Here is a 402-nt window from a genome sequence, read left to right as displayed (position 1 = left end):
GGCGGGTGCCGCGCAACTTGCCAAGCCGCAGCCCGGTTGCCTGGCACAGATCCGTAAAGCGCGAGATCCCCTGCCAGCGATCGACCGTTCCCGCGGAGGCGTTGTGGCTGAGCAGCACGAAGCTGGCGCGTCGGTAGGGGGCGGAGAAGCGGGCAAACTGGCGCCGCTCCGGGGTATTGAGCGCCCCCATGCCGGCACCCAGCTGGCCGCGCTCGAGCAGATGCAGGGCCCGGGCCCAGGGGAGGTTATGAAAATCGGGTTCAAGACCCGCCTCCTGCAAGATCTGACGGGTCAGATTGACGTCGATCCCGCCAAGCTCCCCCCTGGGGCCGAGCTGGCTGAAGGGAGGCCAGTGACTCCAGGCCACCGACAGCGTCTCCTTGGCCGCCAGCGGCAGGCTCA

The 402-nt window shown here is 68.7% G+C and carries 1 protein-coding gene; it reads right to left on the bottom strand.

The genetic code is table 11. The features are described from left to right. The coding region (locus BN1137_RS02750) for a substrate-binding periplasmic protein (RefSeq protein WP_157433602.1) at nucleotides 1-402 on the bottom strand (402 nt) is incomplete at both ends.

The sequence above is a fragment of the Aeromonas tecta genome, from assembly GCF_000820185.1.
In the GTDB taxonomy this organism is placed as follows: Bacteria; Pseudomonadota; Gammaproteobacteria; order Enterobacterales; family Aeromonadaceae; genus Aeromonas; species Aeromonas tecta.
The sequence above is the reverse complement of the archived record's forward strand: the minus strand, read 5'-3'. Positions and strand labels throughout refer to the sequence as shown.